This is a genomic window from Pacificoceanicola niger (assembly GCF_048553275.1).
Classification (GTDB): Bacteria; Pseudomonadota; Alphaproteobacteria; order Rhodobacterales; family Rhodobacteraceae; genus Pacificoceanicola.
In genome coordinates this window covers 24,511-39,597 of record NZ_JBLZMW010000029.1, presented here as the reverse complement: position 1 = coordinate 39,597, position 15,087 = coordinate 24,511, and the positions used below count along the sequence as shown (strand labels likewise).

The following is a 15,087-nucleotide window of genomic DNA, read 5'->3' as shown; positions in this document are numbered from 1 at the left end:
GGCACGGTTGAGCTTCCCGAGGGCACCGAGATGGTGATGCCGGGCGACAACCTGAAGTTCGCGGTTGAGCTGATCGCGCCGATCGCCATGGAAGACGGCCTGCGCTTCGCCATCCGCGAAGGCGGCCGCACCGTGGGTTCGGGTGTGGTTTCGAAGATCATCGCTTAAGCGGTGATCCCGGGACGCGCCAAATTGGTTGTGTCCTAGGCTGTCGCGTAACCCACGCGCTTGAGAAAAGAGAAGGGCGTCTCCGAAAGGAGGCGCCCTTTTTCTTTTTGGGTGGTGGACGGCCGTGCTGTGGGCCGGTCCTGCCGGGCGGCGCTGGTCGCGACGGGCCGGGCGTCAGGAGCGATCGCCGCGCGGGTCGATATCGTACTTGCGCAGAAAGGTCTTCACCATGGCGTTCTTGCGGCCTTCCGTGCGCCCGGAGTGAATGACGGAAAGGATCATGTTGGTCTGCTTGCGGGACAGTGACGACAGGTCTGCCTGCGGAGCGTAAAGCTGGATCATGTGGAGTTGGCCTTGGGTCGGCATGTCTGCGTGAGCAAAACTTGCGACAAGCGAAAAGCCGACGGCAAACGGGAAGAAAACGCGTCTCATTTGGAAACCTTCATGGTGTCTTGTGGGGTGAACACTAAAGACGGATCGTGTCACGAAATGCGTGGAATCTCACTCCTCGATGACGGTTCGGGATGAACTGTCGCGGTTTGGCCGCAGTGGGTGGCGCGACTTCCGAGAAGGGGCGGCGATCGGAGCCCAAAACGCGGAAAAGGCCGCCAGTGTTTGGCGACCTTTTCGAGGAGGTGTTGCCACGCGCCCGGGAGGGAAGCGCGTGGCAAGCGGTGCATCGATCACTGCAGCATCGAACGCACTTTGAAGGTTTTGCTGCCTTCGCTACCGCCGGAGTTGATGATGGCGAGCAGGGCGTTTGCTTCGGATTTGGTCAGGTCCGACAAGTCAGCCTGGGGCGCGTAGTTGCGGATCACATGCAGATCGTTGGCGCTCGGGCTGGTGGTGATTGCCTGTGCGGTGCCAGCAAATCCGGCAGCTGCGATGAGAGCGAGTGCGATAGTGCGTTTCATGGTTTTTCCTTTTGAGTTTTCCGGGGCATTCCCGGTTTGGTTTATGTGATGTCGGTTTTGCTTCCGACAAAGAGGTAGTTATGGTGCGCCGGGCAGAAGTTGAAATCACGAAACGTTATCAGCATGTTCACGGATTTGTTTGCTTGAAATTTCGCGCGCTACCACGATAATTGTGCGCCAATGAACAGTTTTGGTGCGGTTCAACCGGGCTTGGTGTCTGGCGTTCTCGTGGGCGTTTCTGTCGGCGGGAAATCACTTCGGATGCGGCCTTTGACATGACCCTTTCACAGTTTTGTGTTCGGCAAGAAAGGTGGAATGTGTCAGGAAACACGCGGCGTCGTGATCGAATTTCCGGGGGGTTGCGCGAACCAGATCGCGACTCGCGGCCGTGTACTGGCTACTGCGTGCGGTGACTTCGAAGCGGCGCGCTACTTCGGAGGCATTTTCCTGTCGAGGGGCGCGCAATTTCATTGCCTGCCGGGAGGCATGGGGTAAGTCTTGACGCATGACAAACCTGGTTCCCGCGCCCGAAACGCTGATCGCCTATTCCCATGTTCTGGAGGGTCCGGACGCAGGTCGCCCGCTCGAAACGGGGGAAGTGGCGACCCTGTTGCGCGAAGACACGCTGGCCTGGGTGCATCTGAGCGCCCACCACCCCGAAGCGCCGCAATGGATCATCGAAAACCTCAGTTACCTCGACCCGACCATCGTTGACGCCTTGGTGGCCGAGGAGACGCGCCCTCGCGTGACGCGGGTCGGTGACGGGCTGATCGTCATTCTGCGTGGCATCAATACCAACGACGGTGAAGACCCGGAGGATATGGTGTCCGTGCGGCTTTGGATCGATCCGCATCGCATCATCAGCCTGTCGCGTCGCAAGGTGCGCGCGATCAAGGACATCGCGGAGGATCTGACCATGGGGCAGGGGCCGGTCGATGCGGCGGCCTTCCTTGTTCGACTGACAGAACGGCTGAACTATCGGATCGAAGATTTCTGGAATGGATTGGAGGAGATCGCCGACACGCTGGAAGAGCAGGTGCTTAGCGATCAGCCCCCGGACGATCTGCGGGCGCGGCTGGTGGATCTGCGGCGGCAGGCGATCATCCTGCGCCGCTATATGCAGCCACAACGCGACGCCATGCGCATGTTGCAGGCGGCGCATCCCGGATGGCTTGAAGATGAGGACCTGCGGGCCCTTGCCGAAGAGCTGGACGCGCTGGAGCGGGTGGTCGAGGATGCGGATGCGATGCGGGATCGTATGGCACTCGTCCGGGACGAACTCACGGGACAGCTTTCGGACCGGCTGAACAGGAACATGTACCTGTTGTCGATCCTTTCGGCGTTGTTCTTGCCGCTGGGGTTCCTGACCGGCCTTTTCGGGATCAACGTGGCGGGTCTGCCCGGGTCCGGCACACCGGGGGCGTTCTGGGTGTTCAGCGGTGGTTTGCTGGCAGTCTTGTTCGTGCAGTTGCTTGTCCTGCGCAAGCTGCGCTGGATCTGAACCGGCGCGCTGCGTGATGCGGGGAATTTCGCGTGGATCAGCTATTGACGCCCGTTTCGGAAAAACCTAAACGGACGCTCACCACAGGGGTATAGCTCAGCTGGTAGAGCGACGGTCTCCAAAACCGTAGGTCGCGGGTTCGAACCCTGCTGCCCCTGCCATTGATTTTCTTGAGAGAATCGACGCTATGGGACCGACTACGTTGGAGCGGTTGGGCGTTCAGTTGGGAGTTTTCGTTCCCGCTTCGTGCGCCTCCCTCTTGCTCAGTGCCGATTCTGCCAGCCGCGAATCCCGGCTCAGATAGTGGGCGTCGAGGATAGCAGCCACGTCCCGAAGGCTATGCCCAGTGAAGGTTGCAATCTCGGCTTCGCTGCACCCTGCAAGCGCAAGGCGTGTCACAGCCGTTCCCCGAAGGTCGTGGAAGGTGAGGCCCGTGACCTTGGCCTTTGCGAGCGTCTTGCGCCACGTCGCACTGAAGCCGTGGCCGGTCCAAGCGGTGCCCTTGGTGGTGGTGAGGATCGTAACGGCCTGCTTGTCCTTGGAGGCAGCGTCGAGCGCCGCCTTCAGGCTGCCGCTCACCGGGATGACCACGCGACGGCCAGTTTTGCCCTGTTTCAGCCGGATATGCGAACCATCATATGCGTTCCACGTCAGCCGCAGAAGATCGCCCTGCCGCTGGCCCGTCCAGACAGCGAGAAGATAGGCGAGGCGGATGCGAGGCGGTGCCACCTTCAGAAGAGCGGTTTCGTCGGCTTCGGTCCAGATCGCGTCGGACCTTGATGCACGGTAGAGCTTGCCCGGGCGTTCGCAGGGGTTTGCGAGGGTCAGGCCCCGGTCGAACGCCCAAGCCATGATTGCCGCGAAGGTGGCGAAAACGTAGTCGGCCTGTCTGCGGGACGCTACGGCCATCCGGTCGCGCCATTGCAGGAACTCCGCCCGGGTGCGGCGGTCGGTCAAGGCGGAAAGGGGGAAGTCGCCGAACTCGGCTTCAATCTTGCGGATGTGCTTTGCGTAGTCTTTACGGGTGCGCGGGGCCAGATCAGTAAATTTCGGCGACTCCTGATAAGCGTTCAAGATCGCCTGAATCGTCCCGGTGGGTTGCTTGGCCTTCTGGGCCACGGCCTCGTTAAATGCGGCGACGAACTCGGGGTCGCCCAGCTTGCCCGGAAGGCGGGGGCCGCCCTTCCATGCGTAATAGTAGGTAACGCGGGTGCCGTCAGCGAGGCGCTTGCTTACCCTGTTGATTCCCTTCATTCGCACTCGCATCGCGTGTTGCCTTCCATTCATCGAACGGGGTTGCAGCAGGACGCGACTCGCCCTGCGAGGTCCCGACCATAACCCGGATTGTGCCGTCCGGTGCCACTTCGATCCCTTCAATGGGCAGCCCGGAGGAACGGACGGCCTTCACCGCCCGCTCCACGTCAGCCTGCCGGAAGGTCGAAGGACGCCGGGTCATCGTCTCAGCCGTTGAGCCGCACGTTGACGGTGCCGCTGGGGTTGGCGGCGGCGGTCACGGCCAGCCCGATTTCCGGGTTGGTGCCGGTGTCGTCGTCGGTCGTGACCAGCCCGGCGGAGTCGTCCCAGTAGACCGGAGCGCCCACGGTGAAGGCGTCGGTGCTCACCTTGGGCATGGTGAAGACGCCCACCGTCACAAGGTCGAGGTCTTCGCCAATGGCGGCGTCCCCGGCGGCGATGCCGAAGAGGCTGCCCACAAGGACGCCTTCGCCGGAACTGGCGGCGGCGGTCGCGGTCACGGTGATGTTCTCACCCTTCTGCACATAGTTCTTCATCTCAGAGTCCTTTCGAGGTTCGGAAGAGGATGGTGTGGGCGGGCCGGGAAGTCAGAGCGGCGATTTCCGAGTCGAGCGCCGCCAGCGCCCGGGCCATCTCGGAGTCGGACTTGTAGACGACGGTTTCGCCGTTCTGGTCGCGGAACTCCCGTGCCCCGGTCATGCGGGCGGCATGGAGGTCCGCCCGCATCTTGGTGAGCTCAGCCACGGTCGCCATCTCAGGCGTCACCCGGGTTGAGGTAGGCCCCGCGCCAGTCCACGGCACCGCAGCCGAAGTCCAGCACCACGCGGAACTCCATGCCCAGCACGTCCCAGCCTTCGCGGGACGCCATCTGCGGCCCCTGAGCGGAGCTCAGATAGCTGTATTCGAGCACGGGCAAGACAGCCGGGTCCGCGAAGAGATACCAGCTTTCATCGGTGATGCGCGGCTCCACCAGCAGCGTCAGCCGCCCGCTGAAGGGGTTGGCGTCCTGATAGGTCGCGGCGTAGATGCTGGCGAGAAGCTGTTCCGCTTGGGTTTCGAGCTCCGGCCCGACCAGCAGGAAGCGCGGCGTGGCGTTGATCGGGGTCACACCGTCCAGCGCCTTCATCTGGCGCATCGCCCGGCGGGCCAAGTCCAGAGCGTTGATGTCCGCCACGCTGCCCAGCGACGTGCCGGGGCTGGCAAGGTTGCCGTGGTCGGCATGGAAGAGCGCCACGCCGTCTTCGCCCATTGTCGGGTTGCTCAGCAGCAGGTTCAGCAGGAGGTTGGCTTCCGTCTCCGCCGCCATCCGGCCCGCCGTCGCGCCCCAGTCCCGGAACGCGCCCAGATCGTCGTTGATGAGCGCCTTGCGGCTGATTGCGAACTGGGTGGCGTAGGTGTCGAGCGCGTAGGTTTCGGACGCCTCTGCCCGGCTGGTGTGGGTGATCTCACCCGACTCGCTCACCTTGCCCAGAGCGCCAATGTCGCTGAGCTTCAGGCGAGTCCCGGGCCGGAAGTCGGCCAAGGTCGATTGCCGCGCCAGCGTCGTCTTCACCGGGCTCTGCGCCGCCTGATAGGCCGCCACCAGCGTCCGGTTGCCGGTGCTGGTGAGAAGCTGGGGGAAGTCGGACGTGGTGTGCATGGCGGCCCGGAAGAGCTGGTCCGCGTCCATCGCCCGGGTGCTGGTGCCGGTGGCCTCCACACAAGCCCGCGCCATGTCGCGCAAGGACTCGGTCATGTAGGGCCGCGCCTCTTCGGTCGGAGCCTCACCCGACACGCGGGAATAGAGCGCATCGGAGCGACGTTGCAGGACCGTGGCGGGGTTGTCTGCCTCGCGGGCCGCCGTGCGGATGCGCGGCGTGGTGCGACCACGGTCCTGCATTGCCACATAGGCTTCCGCCCGGGCTTCGGTGATGGACAGCTCACGGTCCACCATGTCGTCTGCCTGTTCGCTGGTCAGGCCAGCGGAACGGGCAATCTGACGGATTGCGGCGCGGGTCTGCGTCCGCTCATCTTCGCGGGTTTCGGTGGCGTTTTCATCCACCGTGATTTCGTCGTTTTCCACTTGGTTACTCCTTATTGTGGCACCCTTGTCAGCGGGCACGGGGACGAAAGAGATTTCCGAAATTTCGGGGGTGATGGTGCGCACCGGCTGCCCGGTTGCGGGGTCGGTGGAGCGAGTGGCCTTGCCTTGGCGATAGCCAATACTGGCGCTGGTCACGATTCCGGCTTCGATCTCGCCCAAGAGCCAATCGGCCCGCTCGGAGATTTGCACGTCAGCCCAGAGGCCCGCGTCATCCGCGCCAGCCGCCACCACGCGGCCCAGAAGGTTGTCCAGCCCGTCTTGCCGGTGGGTGTTGAGCACGGGCAGCCCCACGATGGTCTGCGGGTCGGGCAGCGTCAGCCGCTCGATATAGCCGCGCCGCTGGACGGCGGCCCCGGTCGAGACGGTCACACGGACGGTGCGGTTTTCGCGGTTGAGCGAAGACGGACGGAAGGCCGCCCGCCGCGTCATCAGATCAAACGGCATTGTCGGCCTCCTTGGGCTTGGGGGTGTGCGGGTCGGCGGCAATCTCCGAGTCCAGGTCTTCGAGTGCCCAGCCCCGTTCGGCCACGGCTTTGCGGCGGCTGGTCAGCCCGGCTTCCAGCTCCGCCACGGTCGCTTGCACGTCCTTGAGCGGATCAACTTGCATCGGCTTCGGAGGCAGCCATTCCGCCGCCAGATAGGCCCGGGGGCTCGACTCGAAGTCAGGGGCCGCCAGCTCGCCAGAGAGGACGCCAAAGGTGACGACGCGCCGCCAGATCGGGCGGAGAAGCTGGGGCACAAGCGTTCCGTATTGGATTTGCTCCACCCGCTGCCGGAAGGGCAGAAGCCCAGCCCGGAGGCTGGAATAGTTGGCCCCGGTCAGATCGCCCGAAAGAAGGTGCTCCGGCAGCCCCAGCCCGGCGGCAAGCTGTTGCAGGTTGAGGCGGAGGAAAGCGCCAATTTCCTGCGTCTGCCCGGGCGTGTTGAATTTCACATCATAGCCGGTGGGCAGCCGCTTCATGGTGCCGGGCTCAAGGCCGGTCTCCATGATGCCGCCCGACTCCGTGCCGTCATAGGGCTCGCCCGCCGTGCCGTTCATGTCCACAAGGAAGGCGGAGTGCATCGCCGCGACCTTCACGCCCACCAAGAGCGCGTCACAGAGCTGGTCAAATTCGGAGGCGGGCAGGATGACCGGGGCCAGCCACGACACGCCCCGGACCTGTCCCGCCGCCAGCGGCTTCATGATGTGGAGAATGTCATCTGCCGGGACGCGCACGGGCGGGGCGTAGTTGGCGAACTGGTCATGGGGGCGGGTGGGGAGGACGTGATAGGCCACCCGGTTGCCGTCCGCGTCGAACTCCACGCCCTGGACGATGCAGGCCCCGTCCGCCAGCTCGCGGGTGAGCGACTCGTCTACCAGCTCGGGCGGGATCAACCGGAGCTTAGGCCCGGCTTCCGTGGTGATGATCTGGACGAAGGCTTCGCCGCAGATGACCAGCCCCCGCGCAATGTCGGCTTGCAGGCCCCAGAAGTCGGTTCGGCCATCGGCGTCGGCTTCGTCGGCCCAGAGGTTGAAATGGGCGGTCAGCTCCGCCCGGGTGTCCGCGTCGGGGTGCTTCGGGGTGGGCACAATGCCCGGCCCCACCAGAGCCCCGGCCCAGTTCGCCACGCCCTGCCCAACCCATGCGTTGTTCATGGCGAGATAGCTGGCCTTGCTCCGAAGGGACGCGCCAGCCGCCGCCACCTCGGGGTTGATGCGCCCCATCGTGACCATGCCGTAAGAGCGCGGCCCGCGCCCGGCCCCGTCGAAACGGCGGACATGGGTAGGCTTCGCAGCGCGGCGGAAGAGCTTGGGAAAGAAGGGCCACGCCATCGGATTACGCCCCCAGCTCCGCCAGAAGCTCGGAAATGAGCCGGGATGCGGGCAGGACGAAACGGGCATCTTCGGGCAACATGCCGCCAAAGGCGGCCAGAATCTCTTCGGCTGCCGCATCGGGCTCTTCGTCGGGCTTCCAGTCGGCGCGGAGCTTGCACGTGCCATCGCTCAGCATTGCGATGACGACAGAGAACGATTCACCGGCCCGGGCACGCTGCATGGCCTCTTCGATGGGGGGCAGAAGGCGGGAGCGGCCCTCAAGTTTCTCGCGGCGGCCCGTGCCAATCGGGTCCGCCACCTGAAGAAACTGCGCCAGCTTTTCGAGCTGCCAGCGGTCCAGACCGAAAACAGACGCCTTGTGCAGCAGGCGAAGGGTACAGATCGCTTCAAGCGTATAGGCGTCGGCCCTGCCTTCCCGGCCAGCCGCAGGCAGGTAGACCCGCTGACTCAGGTTGCGCAAAGACTTGTCGAGCGATGCCACCACGTCGGGCGGCGTCTTGTCGAGCGTGGCGAAGGCGTTGGTCGCGTCACGGATCACATACATCAGGAGACTCCTTCGGGCTTTTCGACTCAATAACTCAATTTGAGTTGTAAGGGAAGTGGGAATCGTCTAGAAGGGTATTCGACGTTTGGCGAGAAGCGTCATTTTCTCTTGTTCCGAAAATCGGGCGGGGCGGCGGCACCACGTCGCCCCGTCTGCGCATCAAAAGCACATTTTATCTGTCTGTCCTGAGCCCAGAAAATGTATGAGGGACTGCGCAGCGCGGTTGTTTAACTCCCCCCTGCTTTGCGGTAGGCTTGTTTGCGCTAAAGATGACAGGCAGACCAAATTGAATAAATTTGAACGCAGGGTGAAGGTGTGGGTCGAAGAAGACCCGAGCTCGCTACAGAAATTGAAAAACAGTGTTCTGTTTTGGTATTACAACAAAATTCCTAGAGGACTGCGGTTTTTTGGCATCACACACTTCCTTGCCAAGTTTGGGCTGATAGCGTCTGCTCCTTCGCTAGCCTTCTTCGTTTATGAGAGGATCACCGGTCTACAGGCCGCCACCGCAACCGGCGTGCTGTTCTTTTTGTTTGTAGCCAGTAGTGTGCTGGACAACTGGTCAAAAGGGAAGAACAACGCTGCTGAACAAGCTTCGGTTGAAGCGTGGGTGAGGATCGGAGACCTGATTACGTCCGTAAAGTCCTCTGCTACCCCTGCAGCGAACAAAGACGACACTCTGACAGCGGCTCTGGGCGTCATCGAAGCCTACGCTAGGCAAATTACAAAGTCGCCAAAGCGCTCAATCTCTGTTAGCTTGGCGTTGTATGACGGGAAGAGCACCACCAGTATGAAGATCCGTCACCGAAATCCGGGTAACGAGCGACCGACAGGGCGCAAGCTTAAGAACTTGGAAAGGGTGATGGGACACATTGCTTGCCAAGCAGGCCCCGAACCTCGGGTCGTTCCAGACTTGAGGTCGTTTGGAAAGGAGGCATTTTTCAGCCCTACACAGTCCACATGCACCTATCGTTCGATTGTCATCTTGCCAATCACGGCGCTTGGGAACGGCAAGATCAAAGGTTTTGTCTCGATAGACTGTGATCGGCCACACGCGTTCCATGGGAACATTGCTGACCAACTGGTGGTTACAACGGAACCTCTAATTAACCATATAGAAGAGCAGTTCTAGGGAGAGAAAGATGCCGGGTCTTCAAAAAAAATCTGCGTCAAGCGGAAAGTTCGTAGAAAAATCTCCTCGATCAAGTCGATCAATGCATTTGTATCAAATCAAAAAAGAGGCGCGGAAAATTCGCGAGGAACACGCCGAAGGCAAGATTACTGCTGAAGAGGCTGCCCGGAGACTGAGAGAGCTTCATTCGTCTTCACACGGCCATTTTTTCCAGTCATCGTGGGCGCGAGCTTCTGCATAATCTAATCGGACAGCCATTTAGAGCGAACGACTTGCGGTGCGTGCTTTGATAATGTCGCAGTCTTCACTTCCTCTTCGCGGCGTTCAACCTTGGCGTTGACCAACGCGCGGACGGCTACGGCGTAGACGACGCAATCCAAGCTCTCCGCCCGTCGCCCAGGAATCCGCTCCCATTGCCGCACAGGTGCGCCCCTTACATAGTGCATGACCAGCCGTTCGGACGCCAGCTCTTCGTAAAACCGCCCCTCCAAGCTATCCGAGAACCGGACGGACTTGCCCCGGCTCAGGCGGTTGGTGAGCTGGCCCTTGACCGAGTCCACGCCCACGATGAAGAGGCGGCTTCCCTTGGTGTCGCTGGCCCGGATCACGGGACGGTTCCCGGCGGCCCCCTTGATCGCGTAGACGCGGCGGGCAGAGCGCGGGCGGCAATAGTTGATAACCCGGTCCATCGTCTCCCCGTCGCCCGCGTCCACCGCCGCCGCGTCCACCCGGAGGATGCCGCCCTTGGGGTGCTTCCAGATGGTGCGCAAGGCGTCGTCCAGCTCCGCCCAAACGTCATCGGCCATCGGGTTGCCCCAGATCACGAATTGGCTCAGCACGAAAATGTCGTCCCGGCCCCAGCCCAGAAAGACCACTTCCAGCCGGTCACGCTGCACGTCCACGCCAGCGGTCACGAAGAGCACGTCCGCCGGGATCGCGTCGGGCAGTCCGAAGGGTTCCGCCCGGGCGGCCAAGGCCGCTTCGTCAAGCTCTTCCGCCGCCTCGCGCCAGCCTTGGGCCAAGATGGTGTTGACGAAGACTTGGAGCGTGTCCGGGCTCTTCTTAGCCTCCACGAACTCCGCCGCCAGCTTGCCCCAAGAGGCGTTCGCCAGCGTCGAGACAAGGGCATTGAGCCGGAAGCCCGCGTGGCCCTCCACATGCGGCGCTGTGGCCCGCCAGCGGCCCTTCTGGACCATTTCCGCCTTGTGCCGCTCTTCCACTACGCTGCCACACTCCGGGCAGACGTAGGCGGCCTTCTGGGGTTCGCCTTCGGGCCAGACAATATCGGCCCATTGGATTTCGTGATGATGCCCGCAATCGGGGCACGGCACCTCATAGACGCGCCGGTCAGAACGGGCATAGGCCCGGAGCACGTTGGACGTGGCCTCATGGGTCGGGGTGCTGCCCAAGATGATCTTGCGATTGGCGAAGCTCAGCGTCCGCCGCTCCGCCAGAGTGATCGGGCTGCCCTCTACGCCCGCTTCCATCGCGTCGGCTTCGTCTATCAGCAGGACGCGGACATTGTGGCGGCGGAGGTTGCGGGGGCTCTTGGCGGCGATGATCTTGAGGCTTCCGCCCGGGAAGCGTCGGCTCAGCAGGGTTGACCGGCCCGACTCGTCGGCGTCGGCAGAGATGAGCCCGCGCAAGGCTGGGGTGGCCTCAAAGATCGGCTCAAGGTCGGAGACGGTGTAGTCCCGGCAATCGGCCTCAGTTGGCAGAAGCGCCAAGATCGGGGCGGGCTCATTGGCGACGTAGGACGCCAGCGCCCCGGTGAGCAAGGTCGTGAAGCCCACACGGACGGGCTTGACCAGCGTCACCCGCTCAAGGGTCGGGTCGGAAATGGCGTCGGCAATCTCGCGCTGATAGGGCCAGAGCGACACGCGGCCCGGCAGAGCGGAAACGCCCTCGGGGAGCCGCATGTGGGTTTCGATCCATTCCGACAGGCTGAGGCGCGGCGGCGGGGTGAGCGCCCGGAGCGCGTTGCGGCGGGTGATGGTGAGCGCGTCAGTCATGGGCGGATTCCTCCAAGGCGTCCCGGACTTCCCGGTCTATCGCGGCAATGTCGTGCGGGGTGAGGTGCCCGGAGGTCTGCGCCACCCGGGACGGCACCGCCAGCATGGCGGCCCGGACTCCCCGGAGGACGGCGGCCCATTCCCGTTCCACCTCTGCGGCGGGGATCAGCTCCCCCCGGAGCTTGGCGTTGGCGGTCTCCACCTTTTCAGCGTTGGCCTTCGCCAGCCGGAGCTTTTCCGCCGCCAGTTCCGCGTCCACCTGTTTCCCCCGTGCCAGCGCCCGGGCGTGGTCGCAATAAGCCACCACGGCGGCCCGGAGGGGATAGCGGGTGCCGTCCACCCGGGGGAGGATGCCGTCCCGCCCCAGCGCGTGAATCCGGTTGGGGGCAATCCCCAGCCAATCACCCAGCTCGGCGGCACTCACCACGGGGGAGTCCTCCACTTCATCTGGGGCCGCCATCATCGCGTCCACGTCCTCCAGCGTATAGCCCATCAATTACCCTCGCCGCATCAAGTCAGCGTCCTCTGTGAAGTTTCTTCCGCAAGTCGAACATCAGGTGCCACTTGGACTCACCGGGGAACTGGACCTGCCAATATTTCCAGCCGTTCAGACTCGTCTTGCTGCCATCTTTGGTCACGGCGAGTTCCGACGCTGCGCTCGAAAGCGCGGTGAAGGCTTGTCCATTCACCACGAGCTTTCCGTCCAAAAAGAAGCCTTCGTAGAGCTGCGCGCCACGTAGGTATTCCATCTTCGCACGCGACCCATGCGGAATGGTGACGCCATCCTCAACAAACGGTCGTCCCTCCCCAAGCTCCTGAGCAGCATTGTCGTTTTCCGGAGCAGCTTCGGGCAGTTTGAGGAGTCGCCGCAGCGCCACGTAAGGCGGTTCATCGAAGCTGCGCCGCTCCATCTCAATCATTTTGTGGATGTCGAAGTCGATTTCGATCTGGGTCAGTTTCATCGGGTGGTCCTCCATACCGTGCATGAAGGAGGTGGAGGAGCAGTAATAGTTTTTCAAGTAGTAATAGCAGTAATAAGAGTTTTTCCGTTTCTGCAATTTCGTCAACGGGTGAAAGCTCGGGGCTCCGCGCCCCCCGCACCCCGGCCCCCCGGGAAGGACCCAACAATCCCCCCACGCGGGGGCACACTCCCCCCAGCGCCCGGCCCAAGGGGGAGTGTGAACCGTATGAACCATAGACGGTTCACGCCTAAGCCACTGAAAGATATTGATAAAGGCTTTTCCGTGAACCGTGTGAACCGTAAAACGCCATTGTAACCCCCCAGAGCCTTGCCCCCCGCTGCCCAAGGGGGAGCTATTCCGCTCTAAGACTCTTTTTGCTCTGATACGGCTCACACGGTTCGCGGAACGGATTTCCTATTGGGAATCAGTAGCTTCCGTGTGAACCCTACGGTTCACGGCACGGTTTACACGGTTCACACTCTCCCTCTGGGCAATGAACACGACAGCCACGGTCATTCCCCCCTGCGCCATACCATGCCCCTCCGGGTGCGTATTTTCACCCACCCCAGATCGCGCATGATCGCGGCGGCCCGCTTCTGGTGGCCTTGGTGCTGCTGTGCGCTGGTGAGCCCCAGAGCTTCCCCCAGCACCTCGGAGATGGTGACTTCCGTCCTGACGGTGCCCTCTTCGTTCAGATCGTGCGGGGGGCAGTCCAGCCACGCGGCCAAGTCCTCTGCCCAGCTATCGGACTCCCGTGCCGCCTCCTGCACCGGCTTCGCATGTTCCGCCTCAAAGTCACGGTCCAGCCACCACGGCTCCCTGTCGCTGTAGGCCGCGAAGGCTTCGGCAAAGAGCTGGCCCCGCTCAGCGGCAAGCGCGTCAATGTCGATGACCCTGCCCACGGTGACGGGCCAGAAGCGCCGCCCGCCACTGGCGTCCCGGAGGAACTGTTCCTCATTCGTCGTGCCGACGAAAACGCACTGGCGGGGGAACGTTTCGTCATAGCGGGCATAGGGCAGCCGCACCCGGTCAACGGCACCGGAGAGAAACGCTTTCAGGTCTTCCGTTTCGCTCTTCCGGGACGGGGCCAGCTCCGCCAGCTCCACCAGCCATTTGCCTTGGAGGTGCCGGATTGCGTCGGTCCTGTCCCCCGTGATGCTGGGCAACGTGTCGCTGAAATACTTCGCCCCTGCGAGAACACGGCAAGCCGTGCTCTTGTTCTGCCCCTGCGGCCCGGACAGGACAAGCGTGTGGTCATGCTTGCACCCGGGCTGCATCACCCGGGCCACCATTGCGATGAGGAACTTGCGCCCCACGGCTCTGGAATAGGGCGTGTCTTCGGCACCGGCATGGCGCACCAGCCACGAGTCCAGCCGGGGCTTGCCGTCCCAGCGGAGCGCCCGGAGGTCGTCCCGGATCGGGTGAAAGGCCAGCTTCCGGGCCACGGTCTGAGCCGCGTCGGCCACCAAGTCCTTGCCCACGGTTTGCAGGCCCAGCCGCTCAAGGGCTATGCGGGCAAGAGCCACGGCGGCGTCCGTCAGCGGCCCGTCGCGCCATTCGTCCCGGCCCGTCATCATGTTGTGAGCCAGCCCGGGCAGGACGGAGTCGAGGTTCCGGCCCAGATAGAGCGTGGTGTTGTGCAGGTTGATGACGGGGCTGTTGCCCCGCATGATCGGGGTGCCCCAGTCTGCCTTCGCGGGAACCACCTCCTTGCCCTCCAACATCGCGTCGATTGCTTCCAGCGTCCACTTGCGCGGCTCCGGGGGCGTGTCGTCATCGGTCAGCAGGTCCAGCAACGCGCCGCGTTCCCGGGCCACCTTGGCAAAGGCGCGTTCAACGGCCCGGTCATGCTGCCGGTCATTGACGCGGCTCCAACATTCCCCGGCGGCCCCGTCATGCTCTGCAATCGCTTCCCGGGCTTCTTCTTCGCTATCGCCCAGACGGGCGAGGTTTTCGAGGAAGCGCCATGCTTCGCCGCTGCCCGACACGTCCTTGCCATTCTTGCCGGTGGCGCTGGCCTTGGCCTGCAAGGACGGCCCGTGCTCGCCCAAGAGCCAACGGAGCGCGTCCAGATCAACGGGCCGGAGCTCTTCGCCGTCGCTCACCATGTTGCAGGTGACGGTCAGGAACTTGCGTTCGGTGAAGAGCGCGATTTCCTTGTGATTGCCCGGCAAGGCGAAGGCGCGTCCCGCCCCCGGGCTGCCATCGGCGGCGGGCAGTATCAGGCCCTCTTCCCGGAGCGCTTCAACGTCCGCGTCCCGGCAGAGGAAGAGCACATGAACGCCGGTCTGCCCGGGCGACACGTCGGCATAGCTCTGGAAGCGGTCGAGGACGGGCGCGGCCCAAGAGGTGAGTTCACCCGTCTCCGGGTTCCGGCAACTGTCCATGTCTATACCACAGACGCGCCAGCCCGGCAGGTCCGGGACGCCCGCCAGCATGATGCCCAGCCCCTTGGGCCGGTCGGTCTTGAAGGCGTCGGAGCGGCGCTGTGCGGCGGCTCTGGTGCCCCAAGTCTTCGGCTTGGTCGTGCTGGCCATATAGCCCGTCTTCGGGCTCTTGGGAGGCTTGCTCCACCTGTCCTTCTGCCGCACCTCTTCCCAAGCCGCCCAGACAGGCACGGAGCCCAGATCGGACAGCGGGAAGGCTTGTTCTGTTACTGCATTTGTGGTATCTGAATACCGCATTGTGAGTTTCCTGTTCT

The 15,087-nt window shown here is 63.2% G+C and carries 15 protein-coding genes and 1 tRNA gene; 4 read left to right on the top strand and 12 right to left on the bottom strand.

The window, feature by feature from the left end:
• Positions 1 to 168 (top strand): EF-Tu C-terminal domain-related protein (locus ACN2XU_RS23035; RefSeq protein ID WP_500797241.1); only part of this gene is annotated, 168 nt, incomplete at its 5' end.
• Positions 169 to 342: 174 nt separating this feature from the next.
• Here ACN2XU_RS23035 and ACN2XU_RS23030 read toward each other — a convergent pair.
• A complete protein-coding gene (locus ACN2XU_RS23030) occupies positions 343 to 600 on the bottom strand; it encodes a hypothetical protein (protein ID WP_419412703.1) in 258 nt (85 codons plus the stop codon).
• 251 nt (positions 601 to 851) lie between these two features.
• Positions 852 to 1,082 carry a hypothetical protein gene (locus ACN2XU_RS23025; RefSeq protein WP_419412702.1) on the bottom strand — a complete coding sequence of 77 codons (231 nt, stop codon included), beginning with the start codon at positions 1,080 to 1,082 and terminating at the stop codon, positions 852 to 854.
• 505 nt (positions 1,083 to 1,587) lie between these two features.
• On the opposite strand from ACN2XU_RS23025, the gene ACN2XU_RS23020 reads away from it, so the two are divergent.
• Together ACN2XU_RS23020 and ACN2XU_RS23015 are read left to right on the top strand one after the other, a co-directional pair.
• Positions 1,588 to 2,583 (top strand): zinc transporter ZntB, encoded by a 996-nt coding sequence (locus ACN2XU_RS23020; protein WP_419412701.1) that lies wholly within the window; start codon positions 1,588 to 1,590, stop codon positions 2,581 to 2,583.
• Positions 2,584 to 2,668: 85 nt separating this feature from the next.
• Positions 2,669 to 2,744 (top strand) — tRNA-Trp (locus ACN2XU_RS23015).
• Between the two features lie 58 nt (positions 2,745 to 2,802).
• Here ACN2XU_RS23015 and ACN2XU_RS23010 read toward each other — a convergent pair.
• The 6 genes from ACN2XU_RS23010 to ACN2XU_RS22985 all read right to left on the bottom strand — a co-directional run bounded on the left by ACN2XU_RS23010 (position 2,803) and on the right by ACN2XU_RS22985 (position 8,280).
• The gene (locus ACN2XU_RS23010) at positions 2,803 to 3,837 is read right to left on the bottom strand and encodes a tyrosine-type recombinase/integrase (RefSeq protein WP_419412700.1); all 1,035 of its coding nucleotides are present in this window, start codon (positions 3,835 to 3,837) and stop codon (positions 2,803 to 2,805) included.
• 206 nt (positions 3,838 to 4,043) lie between these two features.
• Positions 4,044 to 4,373, bottom strand: coding sequence for a DUF2190 family protein (locus ACN2XU_RS23005; RefSeq protein WP_419412699.1), 330 nt, complete (start codon positions 4,371 to 4,373; stop codon positions 4,044 to 4,046).
• Between the two features lies 1 nt (position 4,374).
• On the bottom strand, positions 4,375 to 4,590 hold the full coding sequence (locus ACN2XU_RS23000; protein WP_419412698.1) for a phage head-tail joining protein: 216 nt from the start codon (positions 4,588 to 4,590) through the stop codon (positions 4,375 to 4,377).
• Position 4,591: 1 nt separating this feature from the next.
• The gene (locus tag ACN2XU_RS22995) at positions 4,592 to 6,364 is read right to left on the bottom strand and encodes a prohead protease/major capsid protein fusion protein (RefSeq protein ID WP_419412697.1); all 1,773 of its coding nucleotides are present in this window, start codon (positions 6,362 to 6,364) and stop codon (positions 4,592 to 4,594) included.
• Positions 6,354 to 7,733, bottom strand: coding sequence for a phage portal protein (locus tag ACN2XU_RS22990; protein WP_419412696.1), 1,380 nt, complete (start codon positions 7,731 to 7,733; stop codon positions 6,354 to 6,356). The genes ACN2XU_RS22995 and ACN2XU_RS22990 overlap by 11 nt, the downstream gene beginning before the upstream one ends.
• Before the next feature lie 4 nt (positions 7,734 to 7,737).
• Positions 7,738 to 8,280, bottom strand: a complete 543-nt coding sequence (locus ACN2XU_RS22985; RefSeq protein WP_419412695.1) for a hypothetical protein — start codon at positions 8,278 to 8,280, stop codon at positions 7,738 to 7,740.
• Between the two features lie 286 nt (positions 8,281 to 8,566).
• Here ACN2XU_RS22985 and ACN2XU_RS22980 point away from each other — a divergent pair, with 286 nt between their 5' ends.
• The gene (locus tag ACN2XU_RS22980; RefSeq protein WP_419412694.1) at positions 8,567 to 9,412 is read left to right on the top strand and encodes a hypothetical protein; all 846 of its coding nucleotides are present in this window, start codon (positions 8,567 to 8,569) and stop codon (positions 9,410 to 9,412) included.
• A 242-nt stretch (positions 9,413 to 9,654) separates the two neighbouring features.
• Here ACN2XU_RS22980 and ACN2XU_RS22975 read toward each other — a convergent pair whose 3' ends face one another.
• The 4 genes from ACN2XU_RS22975 to ACN2XU_RS22960 all read right to left on the bottom strand — a co-directional run bounded on the left by ACN2XU_RS22975 (position 9,655) and on the right by ACN2XU_RS22960 (position 15,070).
• Positions 9,655 to 11,424 carry a phage terminase large subunit family protein gene (locus tag ACN2XU_RS22975; RefSeq protein WP_419412693.1) on the bottom strand — a complete coding sequence of 590 codons (1,770 nt, stop codon included), beginning with the start codon at positions 11,422 to 11,424 and terminating at the stop codon, positions 9,655 to 9,657.
• Complete coding sequence (locus tag ACN2XU_RS22970) at positions 11,417 to 11,917, bottom strand: DUF1441 family protein (protein WP_419412692.1); 501 nt, start codon at positions 11,915 to 11,917, stop codon at positions 11,417 to 11,419. The genes ACN2XU_RS22975 and ACN2XU_RS22970 overlap by 8 nt, the downstream gene beginning before the upstream one ends.
• A gap of 22 nt (positions 11,918 to 11,939) precedes the next feature.
• Positions 11,940 to 12,386: a hypothetical protein gene (locus ACN2XU_RS22965; protein WP_419412691.1), complete on the bottom strand. Its 447-nt coding sequence runs from the start codon at positions 12,384 to 12,386 to the stop codon at positions 11,940 to 11,942.
• Positions 12,387 to 12,898: 512 nt separating this feature from the next.
• Positions 12,899 to 15,070 carry a VapE domain-containing protein gene (locus ACN2XU_RS22960; RefSeq protein ID WP_419412690.1) on the bottom strand — a complete coding sequence of 724 codons (2,172 nt, stop codon included), beginning with the start codon at positions 15,068 to 15,070 and terminating at the stop codon, positions 12,899 to 12,901.
• Between the last annotated feature and the right edge of the window lie 17 nt (positions 15,071 to 15,087).